The organism is Paraflavitalea speifideaquila, assembly GCF_032395985.1.
Taxonomy (GTDB): Bacteria; Bacteroidota; Bacteroidia; order Chitinophagales; family Chitinophagaceae; genus Paraflavitalea; species Paraflavitalea speifideaquila.
The window spans coordinates 3301420-3316269 of record NZ_CP135920.1; the positions used below are offsets into that span (position 1 = coordinate 3301420).

The 14850-nt window shown below is 48.3% G+C and carries 18 protein-coding genes; all 18 read right to left on the minus strand.

What is annotated here, in order from left to right:
* Positions 1-48 precede the first annotated feature (48 nt).
* The 18 genes from RS881_RS22560 to RS881_RS22645 all read right to left on the minus strand — a co-directional run bounded on the left by RS881_RS22560 (position 49) and on the right by RS881_RS22645 (position 14534).
* Entirely contained in the window at positions 49-456 is a 408-nt protein-coding gene (locus tag RS881_RS22560) for a hypothetical protein (RefSeq protein ID WP_315823150.1), read from the minus strand.
* Entirely contained in the window at positions 447-1709 is a 1263-nt protein-coding gene (locus RS881_RS22565; protein WP_315823151.1) for a hypothetical protein, read from the minus strand. Before RS881_RS22565 ends, RS881_RS22560 begins: the two co-directional genes overlap by 10 nt.
* A gap of 41 nt (positions 1710-1750) precedes the next feature.
* Positions 1751-1915 carry a hypothetical protein gene (locus RS881_RS22570; RefSeq protein WP_315823152.1) on the minus strand — a complete coding sequence of 55 codons (165 nt, stop codon included), beginning with the start codon at positions 1913-1915 and terminating at the stop codon, positions 1751-1753.
* A 115-nt stretch (positions 1916-2030) separates the two neighbouring features.
* Complete coding sequence (locus RS881_RS22575) at positions 2031-2276, minus strand: hypothetical protein (RefSeq protein ID WP_315823153.1); 246 nt, start codon at positions 2274-2276, stop codon at positions 2031-2033.
* A gap of 40 nt (positions 2277-2316) precedes the next feature.
* On the minus strand, positions 2317-2676 hold the full coding sequence (locus RS881_RS22580) for a hypothetical protein (protein WP_315823154.1): 360 nt from the start codon (positions 2674-2676) through the stop codon (positions 2317-2319).
* Positions 2637-3089, minus strand: coding sequence for a hypothetical protein (locus RS881_RS22585; RefSeq protein ID WP_315823155.1), 453 nt, complete (start codon positions 3087-3089; stop codon positions 2637-2639). The genes RS881_RS22580 and RS881_RS22585 overlap by 40 nt, the downstream gene beginning before the upstream one ends.
* A 293-nt stretch (positions 3090-3382) precedes the next feature.
* The gene (locus RS881_RS22590) at positions 3383-3868 is read right to left on the minus strand and encodes a hypothetical protein (RefSeq protein ID WP_315823156.1); all 486 of its coding nucleotides are present in this window, start codon (positions 3866-3868) and stop codon (positions 3383-3385) included.
* An 86-nt stretch (positions 3869-3954) separates the two neighbouring features.
* The gene (locus tag RS881_RS22595) at positions 3955-4131 is read right to left on the minus strand and encodes a hypothetical protein (RefSeq protein ID WP_315823157.1); all 177 of its coding nucleotides are present in this window, start codon (positions 4129-4131) and stop codon (positions 3955-3957) included.
* Positions 4132-4152: 21 nt separating this feature from the next.
* Positions 4153-5220, minus strand: a complete 1068-nt coding sequence (locus RS881_RS22600; RefSeq protein ID WP_315823158.1) for a hypothetical protein — start codon at positions 5218-5220, stop codon at positions 4153-4155.
* 1 nt (position 5221) lies between these two features.
* Positions 5222-6073, minus strand: coding sequence for a hypothetical protein (locus RS881_RS22605; RefSeq protein WP_315823159.1), 852 nt, complete (start codon positions 6071-6073; stop codon positions 5222-5224).
* A gap of 112 nt (positions 6074-6185) precedes the next feature.
* Positions 6186-6407, minus strand: a complete 222-nt coding sequence (locus tag RS881_RS22610) for a hypothetical protein (RefSeq protein ID WP_315823160.1) — start codon at positions 6405-6407, stop codon at positions 6186-6188.
* Positions 6408-6454: 47 nt separating this feature from the next.
* Positions 6455-7552, minus strand: a complete 1098-nt coding sequence (locus RS881_RS22615; RefSeq protein WP_315823161.1) for a hypothetical protein — start codon at positions 7550-7552, stop codon at positions 6455-6457.
* 513 nt (positions 7553-8065) lie between these two features.
* The gene (locus RS881_RS22620; protein WP_315823162.1) at positions 8066-8422 is read right to left on the minus strand and encodes a TlpA family protein disulfide reductase; all 357 of its coding nucleotides are present in this window, start codon (positions 8420-8422) and stop codon (positions 8066-8068) included.
* A gap of 87 nt (positions 8423-8509) precedes the next feature.
* A complete protein-coding gene (locus RS881_RS22625) occupies positions 8510-9862 on the minus strand; it encodes a hypothetical protein (RefSeq protein WP_315823163.1) in 1353 nt (450 codons plus the stop codon).
* The gene (locus RS881_RS22630; RefSeq protein WP_315823164.1) at positions 9862-11259 is read right to left on the minus strand and encodes a RagB/SusD family nutrient uptake outer membrane protein; all 1398 of its coding nucleotides are present in this window, start codon (positions 11257-11259) and stop codon (positions 9862-9864) included. The genes RS881_RS22625 and RS881_RS22630 overlap by 1 nt, the downstream gene beginning before the upstream one ends.
* 85 nt (positions 11260-11344) lie before the next feature.
* A complete protein-coding gene (locus RS881_RS22635; RefSeq protein ID WP_315823165.1) occupies positions 11345-11836 on the minus strand; it encodes a hypothetical protein in 492 nt (163 codons plus the stop codon).
* Positions 11833-13500 (minus strand): SusC/RagA family TonB-linked outer membrane protein, encoded by a 1668-nt coding sequence (locus RS881_RS22640; RefSeq protein ID WP_315823166.1) that lies wholly within the window; start codon positions 13498-13500, stop codon positions 11833-11835. Before RS881_RS22640 ends, RS881_RS22635 begins: the two co-directional genes overlap by 4 nt.
* On the minus strand, positions 13494-14534 hold the full coding sequence (locus tag RS881_RS22645; protein WP_315823167.1) for a SusC/RagA family TonB-linked outer membrane protein: 1041 nt from the start codon (positions 14532-14534) through the stop codon (positions 13494-13496). Before RS881_RS22645 ends, RS881_RS22640 begins: the two co-directional genes overlap by 7 nt.
* Positions 14535-14850: the final 316 nt, after the last annotated feature.

Here is a 14850-nt window from a genome sequence, read left to right on the forward strand (position 1 = left end):
AGGTATGATTATAGTATACCGGGAAATCCTTAGCGGTATAAAATTCGGTTACCTGCCTGCCAACACCTGAGCGGGATTTTTTGCACCCGGCACTCCCTTGTTCAGTGACCTTACGGTGACCTTGCTGTAACCTACTACGGGTGCGGGGAAGAGAGCATCCAGGACGGGCATTTCGATAGAACCATAGGAGGTGGGGCCCATTGGCAGTGTATTGGCTACCTGCCTGATGATTTGAAAGGGATTCTCCTCTCCGCCAATGGCTGGCTCATAAGATGCCACTCCACTGCTGATGGTTCTCTTTTGTCCCTGAAATACTTCTGATGTGGTATAATCATACTGTTGTCCATAGAACGAGGTGTATTGCCCGGTCATAGTATTCCAGTTGTCTTTCATGGTTACTTTCCTTACGCGGTTGCCACCGCCATATTTGCGGCCATCAGGGTCATTCAAGCGCACAAAGGAGCGGGTAAGAAGTACAGTTTTGGCCAGACCCTGGGAACGCAGGTGCTTGAGGGGATCGCGGAAAGCACTTTTGATGGCCGACCCCAACCAGCCATCATTTCACCCAATTGCTTCATTCCGCTGCTCTCCGACACATCATAGCCCGGGTAGGCCTGACCGGGCAATTGTTCCCGCAGGTATTCCAGGGCAGTGAGGGATAAGGGGCTGATGCCATCAATCGTATTCAACTGCACCCAGATGATGGAATCAGCTACGCTATGCACCCCATAGTCGGCCACGGTAGCATAGGAGTTCACGTATTCCATTCCTTTGGGCATATTGATGGCCAGCTTAAAGGCCAGTTGGTTGGTGCCCAGGGGTGTTCCATCGCGCAGGTATCGCTCAAATACTTCGGTCCTGGTGTTACAAGCCATGGGTACTTTGATGTATACACGATCATGTTCCCTTAATCCGGCCAGTTCATTATTGCCGGTACCTGTGGGCCAATAGGTTTGGTATAAATTATTGGAGAGGGCGCTGCTGCCGGTTCCGAAACCCACGATCTGCATCATGGCGCTGGCGCGGCGGTCCTGCACAAAAGCATAATCATCACTTTCGTATTCAACTTCCAGTTGGCCGCCTGAAGGCAGGAGGATCTTTTTGAGGGCCCAGGCGCCGGCCTGTTGCTTCACACGTATGCTGTCGGTATTGTTCTTCGGTTGAATGGTATAGGGAAAATCAGCATTTTTCATATTGCCGGGGTTCATCCACCTTGGCTTATAACTTCCCCACCGGTCGGAGGCGCTCAGAGCATATTTTGGATTTTGGGTGGTATCTGAACCATAGGCAAAAACATACTGGTTTTTGCTGGCCCTGGATTGACCATTGTAGGTGAAGTATATTTTATCGAGGGTGAGCTTGCCTTTGGCCGTATTTACCGGCTGGCCGTCGACTGATTCGGCACTGCCATTATTGCCCGGTGCATCGGCACAAAGAGAATAACTGTATTGAAAGTGTACGGATTTAACCGGGCGGGCGCCGGGGATACCATTCTTTTTAACATCGGCCTTATTGTACAGGTCGATGCGGTCGAGCCGCCTGGTGGAGGGGTCGCTCGTATTGATGCCCTCTATTTCATTGGTAGCACCTTTTCCATCTGCCCGGTTGCCCAGGATAAAGAAAGCGATCATGGATTTCGATTCAATGGAATGGAGGTACCAGGACTCTCTTTCTCCATAGGCAATGATGCCCTTGTTGTCTTTACTCACGGAAAGGTTGCCAGGATTGAAATTGGCTAACCTGTCGTTGGTCAGTGGCGTACGCCATTTATGGGGGCAGTGATCTTTGTGTAATTGAATTTTACGGCGCCGCCCAGGTCATCTTCGGTTATGCCATTGCCGGTTACATCTACATAATCGGGCGACAAGAGGCCTGACAATAAAAAGGAATGTGCATAGGCGGGTGTGCGGGTCACCTGCAGGAATCCATCTACCTGGCTACCCGTGGCGAGGAGGGGCTGCTGCGGCCTGTATCGGACGGGTTGAAGGGCGCCAGCTCTTCTTCATTTTGTGCGGCATTATCGGAGGTTGCTATAGAGAAAGAAAGATCTTTTGGATGATATTGTAAACAGGAATGCCATATACATACCGCTTCCCATCGGCTTCGGTCACATCGATCTGGGAAATATGGTGTGCTTTACGGTATTCACTCACCCGGCTGATATTGGAAAATACCAGGTTCTTCGCACCATCCAGTATTTGTTGGTTATCATAGTTCCTGATCGCAGTATCTAATGCTACTTTAGCAGCATCTGCAGCGGAGAGCATGCTGATCACCTGGGTCCTTTTTTGCGCTCCTGCGGCTCTGGGGTGCTGCTCATCGATACGGTACCCAGGAGTTCCTGTGAGGGGGAAAATCTTTCCAGTACGGGGTCAACGGTGGGATTTCTTTTGTGCCACCCAGTCGGTACCGGACCAGGTCGGTACCGCTCACTTTATTGAATTGCTCGTCATGCAGTACACTGGCTTCGCCGGGATTGCGGAAATAAATATTTTCCCAGGTTCCTGATCCTTTGGTGAAACCAAGGGCATCCCTTAGCTGGTTGCCCTGTGCCCATTCGCCAATGGAAGAAGGCGTTTTAATAGTATTTACATTGGCGCCGAAGTGGCCAGGTATGCCAATATCGGCCCCGATGCTCAGGTTCTTATCGCGTGAGCCGGTATAATTATCGCGCATATAACCATGGTCATTGCGATAGGCCCTGATAGAGCCTCCTGTGCCTTCGCCCTGAATGGAAAAACATCATAGGTATACTGTGGGGCCGAAATGATGGGGGTATTGGAAGTAACTTCTTTATCGTTGAGGCGGGTAAAATCCATTACGGCAGCCGGATTGTTACGTGCATTTTCATAATAGAGATAGCCTACCATGGGTTTGCGTTGTTCTACATCACCGGGAGCAATGGTAGATACCTGCCCGTATACTTCTGCTTCGGCCGATCCATAAACGCCCCAGATACCACCGCCCAGCTGGAAATGGCCCGACCAGGCTTCATTGGTCAATGGCATGCGGATAGCAGGTGAATAGCTGGGTTTGGCAAAGCTGATGGAAGTGCCAGCCAGCCTGGCTCCATAAGTGACTGATCGCATGTCTTCGCTTACATGGGTAACGCCCTTTTATTTTTTTCAGTCCGGATCAAAGCTTTTGCGTTAAAGCTCGTTTGTTCAGTAATCTGTAGGGCCTTAATACCTGTTCTGGAGTTATAACTGGTAGCCAGTGATAAACCGGAAGTAATACTTCTGGTATTGGTAAAATGACTGCCTGTTAATGAAACGTTGGGCGAAAGGGTGAGTCCATAACGTGAATTGATATTGGCAGCTACCCCTATGCCAACCTTAAGGTCGGTAGAGTCCCCGCTTTTTTTCCGCTTTTGCCTTTCCGGCTATTTTGAAATTGGCGCCCCCTTTATGCCCAGATCGAGGGCAGGCCCCAGGTAATTGTTGAACGAAACCCCCAGATTTAGACCAACGGACACGGAAAGCCAGTCTGGTAATTTTGTTTTGACACCACTAATCTCAAGGTCTGCCCCCAGGCTAATGCCCCAGGTTTTATTGGGTTTCATGCTTTGAATGGTGACCAGGGTATCGTTGCCATTGAAATCATCGGGTATTCCGCGCATGTTCCGGTTCACGTTGCCGGGGTTGACATTCCACCCGAGCCCCACCCAACTCGCCTCTTGTTCCATAGACACCGAACCATCATAGAATATATTTACGGGATAACCACCCACATCCAGCAAGGGAATATTATAGCTGAAGTCGCCGGTAAAGAGACTCACCATATTGTTGGCGCCTGCTGCCTGAAAGGAAGACATTTCGGGCTGGCTGGGACCGCCATTGGCTACCTGCCTGGGGCCTCGTGACGCCATAGATGGAATACGGTCTGGCTGGGGAGTAGTTGCCTGTGACGTTTCGGTCGCTGGTCCCGTAAGCGGAGCGCCCATTGGTGGCTGACTTACCCGTTGGTAACTTCCGTTGCAGGTTGAATACCGGTATTGAAAATGCCGGCACGAACGGCAGGTAATCGCGCCTCACTGGTGCGGCTATATACAGGGGCAAGACTGCTTATGAAGAGAAGGAGTAATACGTAGGCTATATGCTTGTTGTACTTTGCTGCCAGTAATTGAATCATAATAAATCCTGTTAGAAAGGGTTATTGTATGCTGAATGCTGCGGTATAAGTATTGTTGTTGAGATCGGTGATGGTCACCTGGTACACCTGTTCTTTACGAAACCGGTTACCTAAGGAAAGAGTGATAAAATTATCACCATAGGTGAGCGTTCGCTTTTCCTCCAGCAACAGGGTTTGGTCCCGGGCCAGTATCCTGATCGTCGTTATCCTTGCCGGGTCGTAAGCATAATACTTAATATGCAATTCCCTGCCGGTGATATAGCTGATGCCGGCTTTCTCCTGCCGGCTTTTTAATTGTATATAACTGGTTACAACAGGTGTTGTTATTAGAGAATCGGCTGCCACCGTGAAGATCCAGGCTTCAGTGACAGCTGCATAGGTGCCTGCATTGCGGGCCGTTACCTGCCAGGCATAGGTTTTACCGGCTGTCAATTTGGAATAAGTTGCCGGATATTGATCAAAAGGTTGTTTGAGGCGGCTGGCAACATACTGTGGTGTATTATAAAGAATAGCTTCTGCAGGCGATTGACCCGGCATTAGTTCTGCCACACTGATATCATACTGCAGGTTGTCAAACATATCCATGGGCGTGGGAGGCAGCCAGGTAAATGGAGGATAGGCATTGGCAATGGTCGATTTGTCGGCAGGGGTATTGAGCAGGGGAGGGCTGAGTGGGTTGATAGTAAGCCGTACACATTCAGAAGCAATGGCTGTACTGCCGTCGCCTTCCAACCGGTTGATGGTATAACAGGCCAGGTAGGCACCCAGCGGCAGGAAATGGCCGGTAAACCCGATGGCTGCATTGTTGTATTGAACAGGCTGCACATCCCTGAGCTGGATCATTTTTACGCCTTTGGCAAGTGATACACTCCTGGTGCCGGCGGTGAGCACCGTTTGTCCGGTTACCGCATCCTGCAGGGTAAAATAGATCATTACCTCCATGGGGGTACTGTTGTTGGTTAAAGCGAGGTTCCATAGCTGCTCTTTCTGTACCATACCAGCGGGAGGCAATACAACATTCACGGTTACCTGTGCCTGTACCAGGATGGGCATTAGAAAACATAACAAATTGACCAGTTTCCATTTCATATCAGAAATATTTAAACCATGATAGGGTTCCTGTTTCGACCGGGTATAAGGTTTGCCAGATGGTTGGTAAATAGGATTTTTCATATTGGAGCCTTAATCCACCCAGTTTTTTAATGTCGATGCCCAGGCTGCCGCGGCTACCCATATAGGTTTTTCCGCCTGCTACCCGGTTGTACTTAATGCCGGCACCTGCCTGCAGCCAGGTAGCCAGCCAATAATCACCATTGGCTTCGAGTGTATAATATTGCAGCTGTTCCTGGTTGGTATACACATATACACCCTGCAATTGTGCTTTACCAATCATTACCGTTTGTGATGCCATATAGGTAGTGCCCGCATAAGCGATAAATCCCGAATCGGTACCTTTTCCTGCATACCTGTTGTACAGGATAGAGGATAACATCCTGGCATTGCCGGCAGCATACTGGTATAGCAAGGAGCCATTGAACAGGTAATAGGCATTTTCCCGGATCCTTTCCTTATTTACTACATACAACTGGGTTCCCGGGTAATAACCCACACTCAATACGGGCCATTTTGGGAAACGGATATTTACCTGCACACTTTTGAAAATGCTGCTGGTCTTGAATGTTTTTTCAGTGAAAGGATTGAGGAAGTCATTCCTGCGCAGGGAGGCAATTACATTGATCTTATTTTTCAGAAAGGGTTGATCGACTTTTACGGACCAGGAGGTTTGATCGGTATTGTAGGTAAACAGGCTGAAGGATTGGAAGCTCTCACCCGTCTTCCGGTAGAAACCGCTGAGGCGGGTAGCAGTCTTGTTGATCATGGTTTGTCCTTTCACACTTATGCCCAGGTTGGCATTGTCCTGGAACTGCCACAAGCTTTTCATGCCGTCTTCTGGTGAGCGTCCACTGACTGGCTTTGTCGTCTTGGCTATCTCGGCGCTGAAAGAAGTGTTTTCGTCTTTTTAAAAATGGCTTCGACAGAATAGCCCGTGAGGTTTACGTAATTGGAAACAGTATCAGACAGGAAGCTGCCATAGGAATATCTTCTACCTGTAAAAGCTGAAAAATGATGGCTTTCTTTTCAATATTGCCGAGGCCTATGCGGCCCATGAGGAAGTTTTGTCCCTTTTGCCTGGTATTCCTGCCCAGGAAATCCCTGAAGCCATAATCGATCTTACCCACGGCGAGTGCTGTGTAGACGCCCGGATTGTATTCCATACTGAAGCCGGTTAAGGAAACATTCCAGGCAGTTAGTTCGGAATAGTTCACGACAGAGCGGCCAATACCCAGGCTTTTACATGGGCCAGAAAACGCTCTACTCCGCGGGGCCTTTCTTCGATCAGGTTATTGTCAGTGGCTATTTTTTGCAGACCAGCCAGCGAGGTAGCTTTGTATACCTGTTGGTTCGCCTGAATAAGGGTTTTATTGAGTGCATTGCGCAAACTGTCGGTGGAGGTTTGCATCCGTGTCATGCGCTGCTGCAGGCTGTCTAATTCCTTTTTCTTTTGGTGGATGTATTGCGAATAACTGCTGTCGGGTTGTAAAGCGGTAGTGGCCTGCTCCTGTACTTTTTCCTTTAGTTTATAGAATTGCCGTTGATCAAGGTCTGGCACTGTCAGGTCTGGTAATACAGGTTGATTGAGGGTGAGCCTGGAGGTTGATTGCCGGCGTAAGGCTTTTTCTCTTTCTTCTACGATCTTTTGCCGTACATCGCCACTGCTCAACATCTTTTTCAGGTTATTGTACCGGTCGGTCAGCTCCTTTAATGCCTGTTCTGCTTTAGAAAGGTCGGGATGTTGGAGGTAGCGGCTTGCTATACGATCTAATAATTGTTGCCGTACATTTTTTACGTAGGCAAAGCGGTCAAACTGTGTATTGAGGTCGAGGAAGTTCCTGAAGTAAGGTGAATTACTGATACGTTGGGAAAGGTTTACTCTTAATGGTAGTCTGTCCCTGATGGTAATATTCAGGGATGTTTGAATAGTGTGCTGCTGAAAATCATGTTGAGCAAAAGGAGTGTCTACAAATGACCGGTAGAGAAAGTTGTATTGAACATTGCCGTGAATGGTTAAGAATGGTTTATGTTGGCGGATTGCTGGCGGGGCAGGCAAACTATTGTTGTTGGATGCCGGTATGCCAGGCTGCTTTTTAGCAGGTAGCAGCAACCAGTCCCGGGTAATCCCTTTACAGGCTGCCCTGTAGTACCAGCTGATGGAATCGAACCTGAGGTCGGGAATTGGGTCTGATGGGGTAGAAGGAGAAAAACGACTGGTTGGCGCCTGGGCCAATATGCTTGAACCGGCTATCAAGAACAAGCCAGATATGCATAGTATACGCCAATAGAATTTCTCACGCAGGATCAAATGGTTACGTTTTGGTTAGACATGATGAGGATATACGAGTAGCCTCGTATGTTAAAAAGTAAGCATGTTTACTGTAATGCAAAGCGGCCTTAACTGGTAGAAGATAGTAGCGGGTTCATAGTCAGGTTGGGTTTGGTTAATGCGAAATATTTATGATATAACGGTTGGGCCTTATAGGGGCCGTGACTGTTATCGTCAATACTAAAGTAAAGTATAAATATTAATTCTACCTAGCACAAAGTCTTAAATGTGCAGATTGAGTGCGTAAGTGTGTTGATTTGGGCGATAAGTGTGTGGAGGGTAATAGGAAAAGCGGGTAAAGGCGTGGGCAACCCAACAAAAGGCAAATGCAGTGTGGCCACTGGTTTGCCTTTTTCTTGTTTTCACGGGAGCGTGATGCGTGGAATACGGATCACGCTTAATTATGTGAGTATAGCCTAAAAGCCGGAGGCTTTGAAATAGGCGTCATCAGCCAGAGGCTGGCAACTGAGCGGAATGCCGTCAATTCAATGCTCAGGGTGTCAGCAACAGCTCGATCTGCAGTTTTAGTTTCATTTCCACATCGGGGCCTTCAAATCCAATATTGCTGAACTGGATCTGCCCCTCCTTATTTATTACGTATGTGGCGGGAATTAGATTGAATTTGAATTTTTCGCCCACTTCGGTATCGGTATTAAAGAATACCGGGAAGCTGTATTTCTTATTGCCATTCCAGCCCTGGGCATCGGCCAGGGTATTGCGGGCGCCACTGTTAACGATCATGAACAAGACGGAAGGATTGTCCTTGTACTTTTCATACAAACGTTGGATATAGGGCATTTCCTGCATACAAGGCACGCACCAGGTAGCCCAGAAATCAATGATGACCACTTTGTTTTTCCATACTTCCGGGGAACTGGTTTGCCAGTCAGGTCAACAAAACTGAATGCAGGAGCAGGCTGGTTGATCCGTTGTTTTTTACCTTATCCAGCATGTTCTTTTCACGCAGGGTCTGTAGTTGCTGCAGTTTGGCAGTGTTGCCGGTTTGCTGGTAAAAAGGGCCACATTGTCAAGCGTTTCTTTGTCGGAGGCTTTCTGCATGGCAGCTTCCATGTGGTTATTGGCATCATTGGCCCTTCCTTGCTTCATAGCTATCAATCCCAGCATGGACAAGAGGTTGCCGCTGGCTTTGTTATAGGTAGCCTGGCGGGTACTGTCGTCAACGTAGGGGAATATATAACCTGTTTCTGGGAAATACCGGATCACGCCAACGGGAAATTGATTTGACAAGCCGAGGGCCTGTTCGGTATACCCACGGGCGGAATCCAGGGCCAGCTCATTGTCGAGCAGGGTCTGCGCAATGCCTTTCAGGGTTACGGGCCAGTAAGGGTCATCTGTTTTGCGGGCCGTTTTACGGGCATGGTACAGGGCCTTGGTGGCATTTTTGCGGGCAGCATAGATATTGAATAAGCGATCATGCATTTCCACGAATGACTTTTCATTCTTCGACGTTTCCTTCTTCAGGGCTTTTTCAAACAAGGCGATCTGCGTTGTGGTATCTTTTTCTTTTGCAATAAAGCTGGTGTATAGTTCACGTCCCAGTTCAGTATCGGGATATTTTTCTCTCACCACTTTGCGGATAGAATCCAGGCGGCTGTTTTCGCCAATGATGAGGTAACCCATGGTTACCTTATTCATATTGCCCGGTACGGTAGGCGCCTGGTAAAATTTGGTGGCAATAACCTGTAGTGCCTGTTGCCTGATCTTTTCTTTCTCTTCTCCAGTAGCCTTGCTCATTTGGTATTGCAGCAGCCTAAGCTGGGCTTCGTAATTACCGGGATAGCTGTTGAGTTCTTGCTGGTATTGTTCGGCTTGTTTGGCGCCCAGGTCGGGCGATTTGCCCATTTGGGCACTCAGGCTATACCCCTTGTACAAATGACCGTCACGTACAGGTTTTTGACCAATGAATACCGCCAGCTCATAATGGCTGCTGGGCGTTGGTCTGTCGATGGTCTCCCCGCTTTGTAAATAGAAAGTAGCAAAGGTGGCATAACGTGCCAGTACAAAAGAGGTGGTCCATTGGTTGCCCTTCTTTTGTAGTGGCACACGATAGGCAATATCATACAGGTTGGAATAAGAAAATACGAGTGTGATGGCATTTGCATCGGCCGGAATGGTAGCGCCGGGCGCCTGGGGATCGTAGGTAATGGTAACGGTTGATCCGCGCTCGGGGAATTGTGGGGTTATCTTCACCCTGTCCTGCGCCCGGAGGCTTGTGCAGGACAGGATAAAGATGAACACCGTGGAGCGTATACTGGTTAACTTTTTCATTATTTATAACCTTCATTTTGTTCCAAGTAAATATTGGTTCTGATGGCATCGGAAGGAATGGGGTACAGGGTGTCGGTAGCCTGCCAGAACTGGGGTTTGATGGCGCCCAGTACAGTAGTAGCCCGGTTGGTGCGTTTGAGATCGAACCAGCGGTGTCCCCATTCTACAAACAATTCGACTTTGCGTTCCTGTTCTACTGCCAATAATAATGCTGCCTTATCGAGGTTTACGGGCAAGGCAGTTAAACCGGCGCGGATACGAATGGAATCCAGATCAGCTCTTCCTTCATTTAGTTTGTCCTGTTGTATTTTGGCTTCGGCACGGATGAGGAACTGCTCGGCCAGGCGCATCACCATAGAATATTCGGTAACGGTAGTGACGTTGGCAGGGTTCACCCGTATTTTGTATTTATAAGGATAATAAACGGTAGCCCCTGTAGATTGTTTGAGGAACCCTGTCCATTTGGCCAGGCGCTGGTCGCCTGTTTCAAACTTCCTGATGAGGTTAAGGGTATCCAGGCGGAATAAAGGTGGTGTTGTAGGAGTGACAGGGGTGGATGTGAAACCTTCCCAGGTATTGCGGCCACCAGCAGTGTTCACTGGTTGCAGTTGCCAGATGGCTTCGCGGCTATTGGCCAAGAATACGGTATTGAGGTCTTTCGGCAGGGAATACAGGCCATTGTTGATGACGAGTGAAGCCTCTGTTTCGGCCAGGGACCATTGTTTGGTATACAGGTATACCCTTGCCAGTAAGGCGGTGGCGGCTGCCTTATTGGGACGCACGCGGTTGCTGGAAGTATAATTGTCGGCCATCAGGGTTTTGGCCCTGGTGAGGTCCTTAATGACGGAATCGTATACAATGGCTGTTTTTTCGCGGGGCTTTATGTTGTTTTCCAGGTATTTGGTATTGGTGATCAAGGGAACATCGCCATACATATTAACGAGGTAAAAATGGAGGAAGGCCCGCATAAAATAAGCCTCTCCCAGGAGTTGGTTCTTTACAGCCGGGGTAAGTGCTGTGGCAGCTGTTAATCCTTCAATACAGCTATTGGCATGGAAAATATAAGCATACTGATCCTTCCACATGCTTTGTACATACTGGCTACTGGGTAACAGGCTATTTTGCCTGAATACATCGTAATTGGCAAAGGTGGACGAATAATACAGGTCATCGGCCTGCATGGCGGTGAGGTAGTTCATAAGCACATTGGCATAATAATAATTCAATGCATTCATGTTGCTGTACAAGCCCACCATAGCAGAGGTGGCTGTTTTGTCGTCTGTAAACGTCAGGTCGGCCGATAATTCATTTTTAGGAAAGGGGGTGTCTACATATTTTTTGCAGGAAGCTGCCGCCACCAGGGATATGCTTATTAATAATATATGGATGCGTTTCATTGTCATTTTTCTTTAGTCTGTTTTCTGTTGTTAACTCTTCAACTGGGTGAGCCTTCTTTGAAAGGCGACTCACCCAGGTTATACTTTAAAAAGCGAATTGAACACCTGCTGTAATGGTCTTTAGCGGAGGCATTACTAAACCCTGCGTTTCAGGATCGAGCCCATCATAATTGGTAATGGTGAACAGGTTTTGCCCTAGCACATATACACTCAGGTTATTCAACTTATACTTCTTTACAAACTTCGACAGGTCATAACGCAGGGATACGTTCTTCAAGCGTATGTAAGAGGCGTCGCCCCATACGGCCGAGGATAAACGGTACTGGTCGTAGGCTACATTACCCGAAATGGTAGAGGCCTTGGGTACACTGGCTATATCGCCTTGCTTTTGCCAGCGATCCAATGCGCTCAGGTCTTTGTTTTTCATGATGCCATAGAGTGTAGACAGATAACCATAATTAATGCCCGGGCCTTCCTGTTTCACAAACTGAAAGAGGAAATCGAGTTCAAAACCTTTATAGCTGAAAGAGTTTTGAAAGCCACCATAATAATCGGGCATAGTTTTGCCCAATATCACGTAATCATCATTTTCGGAGATGGCGGGGTTATTGTCGATGTTGAGGAAGGTGGCTTTGCCGGTTTGAGGATCAATGCCGGTAAACTGGTATCCTTTACAATGGTGAGTGATTTGCCTAAGACATAGGTTTTGGCATAGGAAGAGGATTCAAAGCCGGGAAATTCCTTCAGTTCATTTTTATTGAGGGTCATGTTGAAGGAAGATTTCCAACGGAAATCCTTTGTCTGGATATTGGTGGTGGTCAGTTCTATTTCCAAACCTGCATTCAATACCGTGGCGGGTAAATTGGCGATATAGCTACTAAAGCCTGCCTGTGGTGAAAGGGCATACTGCACCAATTGGTTGGTGGAGATATTGCGAAAGAGGTTGGTGTTGAGCAATACCCTGTTTTTGAAGAAACCCAATTCAAGTGCTGTTTCGAGCTTGCGGTTTTCTTCCCAACGGTAATTGGGGTTGGCCAGCCGGGCTACGGTGAGGCCGGGGATACCATCGTAAGGATAGGTAGTAGTAGTCCAACTGTTGAGGTATTGATAATCGCCGATGATGTCGTTGCCGGTGGTGCCGTAGCTACCGCGCAGCTTACCAAAGCTAATGACGCCTGTGGCCGGGAAAAAGGATTCGTTGGTAAATACCCAGGCTGCGCCTATGGCGCCAAAATTGCCAAAGCGTTTGCCAGGACCAAAGCGGGTGGACCCATCCCGGCGGAAGGTAGCATTGAGGATATAGCGTTCGTCCCAATTGTAGTTAACACGGCCAAAGAAAGAATTGTAGCGGTAGAAGCGATAGGTGCTGGGGCGGGAAGTTAACCTGCCTGCCGACCTGATATCTTCCAGCAATACATCGCTGGGAAAGTTCTCGGCCAGGAAGTTTTCGCCTTCTTTTAAACTCTCCTGCCAGGTAGCGCCAGCCATGAGTGCCAGGGTACCCTTAGCAATGGTTCGTTTGTAATCAAGTTGTGGTTCTATCACATAGGAGGTGGCATTGGCGTTGCCAAAGTAAGAAAAGCTGCCAGTCGTAACCGTGGGAGGCAATGAAATGCCGGGGTATACCTGTGTTTGGTCCATGGTGGTACGGGTATAGCCCAGGTTTACTTTGGCGTCGAGGCCAGGGATAATTTTATAACGGAGCACGCTATTGGCCACGAGGTTATTGGTGCGGTTAATGGACCTGCGTTGCAGGTATGCCTGCGGGTTTTGTTCGCTTAGGAACCAGTAGTATTTGCCACCGGCATCGTATAAGGGATAATTGGGCGCCAGGTTGTAAAAGGAGGTTAAGTCGCTGGGTAATGAATTATCTCTTGCGCTGGAGTAATTCACTGAGGCGCTGATATTGAATTTACCATTGAGGCCGGTATGATCTACGTTGAGGTGAACAGCACCGCGTTTGTAGGCCAGGTCATTGGGCAGTACGGTGGTTTCGCGGCGATAGGTGCCACTCAATAAAAAGCGGGTTTGTTCATTGCCGCCTGAAGCGGAGCCTTGCACTTCTGTTACACTGGCAGAATGCCCCATCATAAAATCCTGCCAGTTGGTGGTTTTATTCTGATCCCAGATAGTAAGGTCGGGCGCATTGGTGCTGGTATAGGTGAGGCCGTCATTGGCAAATGCTTCTTTGCGCATTTGAATGTATTCGGGCGTGCTCAGCATATCGATCTTATTCACCACTTTGCTGGCGCCAGCATAGGCGTTAAAATTATAGCGGGTAGCGCCAGCTTTGCCTTTTTTGTGGTGATGAGGATTACGCCGTTGGCGCCTCTTGAACCATAGATGGCGGTAGCATCGGCATCCTTCAATACGGTGATGCTTTCAATGTCGGAGGGATTGATAGCAGCCAGGGGGCTTTGATTGCCATTGGCAGAAGTGAACTGGTTGAGGGATTCGGTATTATAAGGTACACCATCAATAATGTATAAGGGTTCGTTGCCACCTGCAATGGAGTTTTGTCCGCGTAGCATCACTTTAAAGCTGGAGCCTGGCAAGCCATTGGAGGAGGATACAAAGAAACCTGGTACGCGACCTTGTAGTGCAGCCAGTGGATCCATGACAGGCTGGGAAGCAATGTCACGGCTCTTTACGCTGGATACGGAACCGGTATTGCTGCGACGGATAGCGGTGCCATAACCAATGACCACGGATTCGTTGAGCTCATTGCTGGCAGGTTTCAGTTGCACCTGGAGGGTGTTGCTGCTGCCTGCTTTTATTTCGATGGATTGATAACCCACTGAAGAAAATAATAATACCTGGCCCGGTGTAACCTGAATGGAAAACTTCCCATTGGCATCGGTGGAGGTGCCGGTATGGGTGCCTTTAATGGTAACGCTTACACCTGGCAAGGGATTGTTGTCGGCATCGGTTACAGTACCACTGATCTCTTGTCTATCAGGCGCATCAGTTGCAAATGGCGTAGAAGCTACTGTTTTGTTGGCAGCAGCCGGACTAATAATAATGGTTTTGCCTTCAATGGAATAATCCAATGGCTGGCCTTTCAATATTGTTTGGAGAAAGGTTTCGAGGGGTTGGTTAACGGCATGTACTGTAATGGGCCTTAAACCCTCTACAAGTTTGTAATCATAGAAGACAACGTAACCGGTTTGTTTCTTAATGGCAGTGAAAGCTTTTTCCAATGGTGCCTGTTTATCGGAAAAAGAAATGGTTTGTGCAACACCGGCTGCACTCACCTGGAGGAAAGCGATGGTCAAAAATAAAAAGTCAGTTTCATCACTAAGAACATTTGTTTGCTGAACAAACCTCCCAGCCCGGACTTCCGGGTGGGAAGCTGATCGAAAAGCGCCTTAAATTGCATACTTTCGTAATGTTTTGGTTTAACAATAAACAGTCCTTCTCCCGGTGTATACCGGGAATTGTTTAGCCCGCCCTTCTTTGGTGTTATGGCGGGTCAAAGGTTAGCCTGAACGATGCCGGGAAGTGCCGCGAACACTTTCCGGTTTTTTATGCAGGTATAACCTTGTTCCTTCTCTGGCAAGATGATGCCTTGTCCCGGCCAGCAGCCAGGAG

Excerpts from the sequence above, each read along its gene's own strand:
- RS881_RS22580 (WP_315823154.1), bottom strand. The coding sequence starts at position 2,676 with ATGCGCGATAATTATACCGGCTCACGCGATAAGAACCTGAGCATCGGG.
- RS881_RS22585 (WP_315823155.1), bottom strand. The coding sequence starts at position 3,089 with ATGCGATCAGTCACTTATGGAGCCAGGCTGGCTGGCACTTCCATCAGC.
- RS881_RS22590 (WP_315823156.1), bottom strand. The coding sequence starts at position 3,868 with ATGGCGTCACGAGGCCCCAGGCAGGTAGCCAATGGCGGTCCCAGCCAG.
- RS881_RS22595 (WP_315823157.1), bottom strand. The coding sequence starts at position 4,131 with ATGATTCAATTACTGGCAGCAAAGTACAACAAGCATATAGCCTACGTA.
- RS881_RS22600 (WP_315823158.1), bottom strand. The coding sequence starts at position 5,220 with ATGAAATGGAAACTGGTCAATTTGTTATGTTTTCTAATGCCCATCCTG.
- RS881_RS22605 (WP_315823159.1), bottom strand. The coding sequence starts at position 6,073 with ATGAAAAGCTTGTGGCAGTTCCAGGACAATGCCAACCTGGGCATAAGT.
- RS881_RS22610 (WP_315823160.1), bottom strand. The coding sequence starts at position 6,407 with ATGGAATACAATCCGGGCGTCTACACAGCACTCGCCGTGGGTAAGATC.
- RS881_RS22625 (WP_315823163.1), bottom strand. The coding sequence starts at position 9,862 with ATGAAAAAGTTAACCAGTATACGCTCCACGGTGTTCATCTTTATCCTG.
- RS881_RS22630 (WP_315823164.1), bottom strand. The coding sequence starts at position 11,259 with ATGAAACGCATCCATATATTATTAATAAGCATATCCCTGGTGGCGGCA.